Source organism: Streptomyces millisiae (assembly GCF_031845425.1).
GTDB classification, from domain to species: Bacteria; Actinomycetota; Actinomycetes; order Streptomycetales; family Streptomycetaceae; genus Streptomyces; species Streptomyces millisiae.
The window spans coordinates 1-7,490 of sequence record NZ_JAVREM010000128.1 but is presented as its reverse complement, the minus strand read 5'-3'; the positions used below and the strand labels follow the sequence as shown (position 1 = coordinate 7,490).

Below are 7,490 nucleotides of genomic sequence, written 5' to 3'. Positions count from 1 at the left end.
GTGGGGAGACACCAGCGGCCCGCTCCGCTGGTCAGGGGGTTAGTACGCCCTGCCTTGCTAGCCAGCGGCCGCGTCCCGGTGACAGGCTGGGGCCGCGAGTCGCAAGCCGGCAGCGAGGAGGTCCGCGTGTCCGCTTCCGCGGAGTCGCACCATCGTCACCGCGACGTCACCGGGGGATGGCTCAGGCCGTCCGTCTTCGGGGCGATGGACGGGCTGGTGTCCAACCTGGGCCTGATCAGCGGCGTGGCCGGCAGCTCCGCCTCCTCGCACGCCATCGCCGTCGCCGGGATGGCCGGCCTCGCGGCCGGGGCGTTCTCGATGGCGGCGGGGGAGTACACCTCGGTGGCCTCCCAGCGGGAGCTCGTGCTGGCCGAGCTCGACGTCGAGCGGCGTGAGCTGCGCAGCCACCCCTCCGACGAGCTGGCCGAGCTCACCGACGTGTACGTCAGGCGGGGTGTTGAGCCGGGGCTGGCCCGGGAGGTGGCGCGCCAGTTGTCGGCGGATCCCGAGCAGGCGCTGGAGATCCACGCCCGGGAGGAGCTGGGCGTGGGGCCGAGCGACCTTCCGTCACCCACCGTGGCCGCGGTGTCGTCGTTCGGTTCGTTCGCGATCGGGGCGCTGTTGCCGTTGCTGCCGTACCTGCTGGGCGCCACCAGCCTGTGGCCCGCCGCGCTGGTGGCGCTCGGCGGGCTTTTCCTGTGCGGCGCGGTGGTGGCCAGGGTGACCGCGCGTTCCTGGTGGTACAGCGGGCTGCGGCAGCTGGTGCTCGGCGCGGGTGCCGCCGGGCTCACCTACGCGCTCGGGGCGCTGCTGGGCACGTCGCTGGGGTAGCCCGGGGGGTGGACCCGGCGGGATCCGGCGTGCATGATGTCCCGGATGCCGGGAATAGCCCGGGCAGGTCCGGGTGCTATGTCCCGTGGGCGCGCTTTGGGTGAGCTTTGTTTCCGGCGGGTTTCAGTTGTTTGTCGGCGGGCATGTGTCCCGCATCGACGAGCATCGGTGCACCCGTCGACCCCGTAAAGCTTTGGGCGGGCATGTCCGCCATCTCCGGCACGGCCAAGCGGCGCGAAGTCCGTATCGTGGACTGTGCTATCCGCTTCCCGGGAACCGGACCATCGTGTAACCTGCACGAAAATTTTATGTACGCCAGGGCCAACGTCGTCCCTCGGGAACAGCAAAAGACCAAGACGACGACGGGAGAGCCGGATGCGTTCTGCGTCCCACCCGGTAGCGCAGGGGATGTACGACCCACGCAACGAGCATGACGCCTGTGGTGTCGGCTTCGTCGCCACCCTCACCGGTGAGGCCAGCCACGAGCTGGTCGACCAGGCGCTGACCGTTCTGCGGAACCTGGAGCACCGTGGGGCCACCGGCTCCGACCCGGACACCGGCGACGGCGCCGGCATCCTCATCCAGATCCCGGACGCCTTCCTCCGCGACAGCGTCCCGTTCGTCCTGCCCGCCTCCGGCGGCTACGCCGTGGGCATCGCCTTCCTGCCCGCCGACCCGACCGAGGCCGCCGAGGCCGTCGCCCGGATCGAGGGCATCGCCGCCGACGAGGGCCTGGCCGTCCTCGGCTGGCGAGAGGTGCCCACCGCCCCCGGGCTGCTCGGCGCCGCGGCCCGCGAGACCATGCCCGCCTTCCGGCAGCTGTTCGTCGCCGACGCGGCGGGCGAGAAGACCGGTCTCGCGCTCGACAGGACCGCCTTCGCGCTGCGCAAGCGCGCCGAGCGCGAGGTGGGGGTCTACTTCCCGTCGCTCTCCGCCCGCACCATCGTCTACAAGGGCATGCTCACCACGGGCCAGCTGGAGCCGTTCTTCCCCGACCTCTCGGACCGCCGGCTGGCCAGCGCGATCGCCCTGGTGCACTCCCGGTTCTCCACCAACACGTTCCCGAGCTGGCCGCTCGCCCACCCCTACCGCTTCGTCGCGCACAACGGCGAGATCAACACCGTCCGCGGCAACCGCAACTGGATGCGGGCCCGGGAGTCGCAGCTGGCCAGTGAGCTGTTCGGGGACGCGGAGCGGCTCGAGCGCCTCTTCCCGATCTGCACCCCGGACGCCTCCGACTCGGCCACCTTCGACGAGGTCCTCGAACTGCTGCACCTCGGCGGCCGGTCGCTGCCGCACGCCGTGCTGATGATGGTCCCCGAGGCGTGGGAGAACCACGCCACCATGGACCCGGCCAGGCGCGCGTTCTACCAGTACCACTCCACGATCATGGAGCCCTGGGACGGCCCGGCCTGCGTCACCTTCACCGACGGCGTCCAGGTCGGCGCCGTGCTCGACCGCAACGGTCTGCGTCCCGGCCGCTACTGGGTGACCGACGACGGCCTCGTGGTGCTCTCCTCCGAGGTCGGCGTCCTCGACATCGACCCGGCCCGGGTGGTCCGCAAGGGCCGCCTGCAGCCCGGCCGGATGTTCCTGGTCGACACCGCCGAGCACCGGATCATCGAGGACGACGAGATCAAGGACCGGCTGGCCGCCGAGCACCCCTACGCCGAGTGGCTGGAAGCCGGCCTCATCAAGCTGGCCGACCTGCCCGAGCGCGAGCACGTGGTGCACACCCACGCCTCCGTCACCCGCCGCCAGCAGACCTTCGGCTACACGGAGGAGGAGCTGCGGGTGCTGCTCGCGCCCATGGCGGGCAGCGGCGCCGAGCCGATCGGCTCGATGGGCACCGACACCCCCATCGCCGCGCTCTCCGCCCGGCCCCGGCTGATCTTCGACTACTTCACCCAGCTGTTCGCGCAGGTCACCAACCCGCCGCTGGACGCCATCCGCGAGGAGCTCGTCACCTCGCTGTACTCCTCGCTCGGCCCGCAGGCCAACCTGCTGGAGCCCACCGCCGCCTCCTGTCGCAGCGTCACCCTGCCCTTCCCGGTGATCGACAACGACGAGCTGGCCAAGCTCATCCACGTGAACGCCGACGGCGACCTGCCCGGGTTCGCCGCCGCCACCCTCTCCGGCCTCTACCGCGTCAGCGGCGGCGGCCAGGCGCTCGCCGACCGGCTGACCGCCGTCTGCGCCGAGGCCGACGCCGCCATCGCCGACGGCGCCCGGATCATCGTGCTCTCCGACCGGCACTCCGACGCCGAGCACGCCCCGATCCCCTCGCTGCTGCTCACCTCGGCCGTCCACCACCACCTGATCCGCACCAAGCAGCGCACCCAGGTCGGGCTGCTGGTGGAGGCCGGCGACGTGCGCGAGGTGCACCACGTCGCGCTCCTCATCGGCTACGGCGCCGCCGCCGTCAACCCCTACCTGGCCATGGAGTCCGTCGAGGACCTGGTCGCGCGCGGCACCTACCTGCCGGACATCGAGCCACAGGTCGCCATCCGTAACCTGATCAAGGCGCTGGGCAAGGGCGTGCTGAAGGTGATGTCCAAGATGGGCATCTCCACCGTCGCCTCCTACCGCGGCGCGCAGGTCTTCGAGGCGGTCGGCCTGGACGAGGCGTTCGTCGACACCTACTTCCACGGCACCACCTCCAAGATCGGCGGCGCCGACATCGACGTCATCGCCCGCGAGGTCGCCGCCCGGCACGCCAAGGCCTACCCGGTCTCCGGCGTCGCCCCGGCCCACCGCGACCTGGAGATCGGCGGCGAGTACCAGTGGCGGCGCGAGGGCGAGCCGCACCTGTTCGACCCCGAGACCGTCTTCCGGCTCCAGCACTCGACGCGCGAGCGCCGCTACGACGTCTTCCGCCAGTACACCCAGCGGGTGAACGAGCAGTCCGAGCGGCTGATGACGCTGCGCGGCCTGTTCCGGCTGAAGGACGGCGAGCGGCCGCCCGTGCCGATCGAGGAGGTCGAGCCGGTCAGCGAGATCGTCAAGCGCTTCTCCACCGGCGCGATGAGCTACGGCTCCATCTCCAAGGAGGCGCACGAGACGCTGGCCATCGCCATGAACCGGCTCGGCGCCAAGTCCAACACCGGCGAGGGCGGCGAGGACCCGGAGCGGCTCGTCGACCCCGCCCGCCGCAGCGCCATCAAGCAGGTCGCCTCCGGCCGCTTCGGCGTCACCAGCGAGTACCTCGTCAACGCCGACGACATCCAGATCAAGATGGCCCAGGGCGCCAAGCCGGGCGAGGGCGGCCAGCTGCCGGGGCACAAGGTCTACCCCTGGGTGGCGAAGACCCGGCACTCCACGCCGGGCGTCGGCCTGATCTCCCCGCCGCCGCACCACGACATCTACTCGATCGAGGATCTGGCCCAGCTGATCCACGACCTGAAGAACGCCAACCCGGCGGCCCGCATCCACGTGAAGCTGGTCTCCGAGGTCGGCGTCGGCACCGTCGCCGCCGGCGTCTCCAAGGCACACGCCGACGTGGTGCTGATCTCAGGACACGACGGCGGCACCGGCGCCTCGCCGCTCACCTCGCTCAAGCACGCCGGCGGCCCCTGGGAGCTCGGCCTCGCCGAGACCCAGCAGACGCTGCTGCTCAACGGGCTGCGCGACCGGATCGTCGTGCAGACCGACGGCCAGCTCAAGACCGGCCGCGACGTGCTGATCGCCGCGCTGCTCGGTGCCGAGGAGTTCGGCTTCGCCACCGCGCCGCTGGTCGTCTCAGGATGCGTCCTGATGCGGGTCTGCCACCTGGACACCTGCCCGGTCGGCATCGCCACCCAGAACCCGGTGCTGCGCGAGCGGTTCGCCGGCAAGCCGGAGTTCGTCGTCAACTTCTTCGAGTTCATCGCCGAGGAGGTCCGCGAACTGCTCGCCGAGCTCGGCTTCCGCACCCTGGAGGAGGCCGTCGGCCACGCCGAGCTGCTCGACGTGTCACGCGCCGTCGACCACTGGAAGGCGCAGGGCCTCGACCTGGCCCCGCTGCTCCACGTCCCCGCGCTGCCGGACGGCGCCGCCAGGCACCGCACCACCGCGCAGGACCACGGCCTGGCCAAGGCGCTGGACAACGAGCTGATCCGGCTCTCCGCCGACGCGCTGTCCGCCGACACCCCGGAGGCGGCCCAGCCGGTGCGGGCCCAGCTCGCCATCCGCAACATCAACCGCACGGTCGGCACCATGCTCGGCCACGAGGTGACCAAGAAGTTCGGCGGCGCTGGCCTGCCCGACGACACCATCGACATCACCTTCACCGGCTCGGCCGGCCAGTCCTTCGGGGCGTTCCTGCCGCGCGGCGTCACCCTGCGCCTGGAGGGCGACGCCAACGACTACGTCGGCAAGGGCCTCTCCGGCGGCCGCCTCGTCGTCCGCCCCGACCGGGGCGCCGACCACCTGCCCGAGTACTCCACCATCGCCGGCAACACCATCGGCTACGGCGCCACCGGCGGCGAGATCTTCCTGCGCGGCCGGGTCGGCGAGCGGTTCTGCGTGCGCAACTCCGGCGCCACCGTCGTCGCCGAGGGCGTGGGCGACCACGGCTGCGAGTACATGACCGGCGGCGTGGCCGTCGTGCTCGGCGCCACCGGGCGCAACTTCGCGGCCGGCATGTCCGGCGGCGTCGCCTACGTCGTCGACCTCGACGCCGCCCAGGTCAACCCCGGCTTCGTCCAGGTCGAGGAGCTCGACGAGGCGGACCGCGAGTGGCTGCACGACGTGGTGCGGCGGCACGCCGAGGAGACCGGGTCCACGGTCGCCGACCGGCTGCTCAAGGACTGGGACGGCGCGCTGGCCCGGTTCAGCAAGATCATGCCCACCACGTACAAGGCCGTGCTCGCCGCCAAGGACGCCGCCGAGCGGGCCGGACTCTCCGAGTCCGAGACCCACGAGAAGATGATGGAGGCGGCGACCCATGGCTGACCCGAAGGGCTTTCTGACCACCGAGCGCGAGGTCGCGAAGTCCCGCCCCGTCGAGGAGCGGGTCAGGGACTGGAACGAGGTCTACGTCCCCGGCTCGCTGCTGCCGATCATCAGCAAGCAGGCCGGCCGCTGCATGGACTGCGGCGTTCCCTTCTGCCACAACGGCTGTCCGCTGGGCAACCTGATCCCGGAGTGGAACGACTACGCCTACCGCGAGGACTGGGCGGCGGCCAGCGAGCGGCTGCACGCCACCAACAACTTCCCCGAGTTCACCGGCCGGCTCTGCCCCGCGCCGTGCGAGTCCGCCTGCGTGCTGGGCATCAACCGCCCGGCGGTGACCATCAAGAACGTCGAGGTCACCATCATCGACAAGGCATGGGAGGCCGGCGCCGTCACCCCGCAGCCGCCGCAGCGGCTCTCCGGCAAGACGGTCGCCGTCATCGGCTCGGGCCCCTCGGGCCTGGCCGCCGCCCAGCAGCTGACCAGGGCGGGACACACCGTCGCCGTCTACGAGCGCGCCGACCGGATCGGCGGGCTGCTGCGCTACGGCATCCCCGAGTTCAAGATGGAGAAGCGGCACGTCAACCGCCGCATCGAGCAGATGCGGGCCGAGGGCACCAAGTTCCGCACCGGCGTGGAGATCGGCCGTGACATCGACGCGGCGGCGCTGCGCCGCCGCTACGACGCGGTCGTCATCGCGGCCGGCGCCACCACGGCGCGCGACCTGCCGGTGCCGGGCCGCGAGCTGAACGGCGTCCACCAGGCCATGGAGTACCTGCCGCTCGCCAACAAGGTGCAGGAGGGCGACTTCATCACCTCGCCGATCTCGGCCGAGGGCAAGCACGTCGTCGTCATCGGTGGCGGCGACACCGGCGCCGACTGCGTCGGCACCGCCCACCGGCAGGGCGCGGCGTCCGTCACCCAGCTGGAGATCATGCCGCGGCCGAGCGACAGCCGGCCGGCACACCAGCCGTGGCCGACCATGCCGATGACCTACAAGGTCACCTCGGCCCACGAGGAGGGCGGCGAGCGGGTCTACTCCGTCTCCACCACCCACTTCGAGGGCGACGAGGACGGCAACGTGCAGTGGCTGCACCTGGTCGAGGTGGAGTTCGTCGACGGCAAGCTGGAGCAGAAGCCCGGCACCGAGCGGCGGATCCCGGCCCAGCTGGTCACCCTGGCCATGGGCTTCACCGGCACCGACCGGGAGAACGGCCTGGTCGAGCAGTTCGGCCTCGAACTGGACGCGCGGGGCAACATCGCGCGGAACGCCGAGTACGCGACCAACGTGGACGGCGTCTTCGTCGCCGGCGACGCGGGCCGCGGCCAGTCGCTCATCGTCTGGGCCATCGCCGAGGGCCGCGCGGCGGCGCGCGGTGTGGACCGCTACCTGACCGGGGAGTCCACCCTGCCGTACCCGGTGCGGCCGACGGACCGCGCGCTCGCGGCCTGACGGCCCCTGGCCGGGCGGGCCGCACCGCGCCGCCCGCCTCCTGAGTCGTTCCGTACAGCGTCGTACGGACACGACCGGCGCCCGCCCCATCCCGACCGGGGCGGGCGCCGGGTTTTCTGGGGCCGCCGTAGCGCTTTCGCTGGGGCTTGGCTTGGCCACCGGCCCGGAGGGCCCGACCGGGCGGCGAAGCCGCCGAGGTCGGGCCTGGCGGCCGTGCGGTGCCGCGCCCACCCACCCGCCATGGGCGGGTGGCCTCGCGCGGCACGGGCCGGGT

Annotated in this window: 3 protein-coding genes; all 3 read left to right on the top strand. The window is 72.1% G+C overall.

All coding sequences use genetic code 11. The features are described 5' to 3' along the window. Positions 1 to 126: 126 nt before the first annotated feature. Positions 127 to 831, top strand: a complete 705-nt coding sequence (locus RNC47_RS35405; RefSeq protein ID WP_311604917.1) for a VIT1/CCC1 transporter family protein — start codon at positions 127 to 129, stop codon at positions 829 to 831. Positions 832 to 1,206: 375 nt separating this feature from the next. Then, positions 1,207 to 5,763 (top strand): glutamate synthase large subunit, encoded by a 4,557-nt coding sequence (gene gltB, locus RNC47_RS35400; protein ID WP_311604915.1) that lies wholly within the window; start codon positions 1,207 to 1,209, stop codon positions 5,761 to 5,763. After that, positions 5,756 to 7,216: a glutamate synthase subunit beta gene (locus RNC47_RS35395; protein ID WP_311604914.1), complete on the top strand. Its 1,461-nt coding sequence runs from the start codon at positions 5,756 to 5,758 to the stop codon at positions 7,214 to 7,216. Before gltB ends, RNC47_RS35395 begins: the two co-directional genes overlap by 8 nt. Positions 7,217 to 7,490: the final 274 nt, after the last annotated feature.

Excerpts from the sequence above, each read along its gene's own strand:
- RNC47_RS35395 (WP_311604914.1), top strand. The coding sequence starts at position 5,756 with ATGGCTGACCCGAAGGGCTTTCTGACCACCGAGCGCGAGGTCGCGAAG.
- gltB (WP_311604915.1), top strand. The coding sequence starts at position 1,207 with ATGCGTTCTGCGTCCCACCCGGTAGCGCAGGGGATGTACGACCCACGC.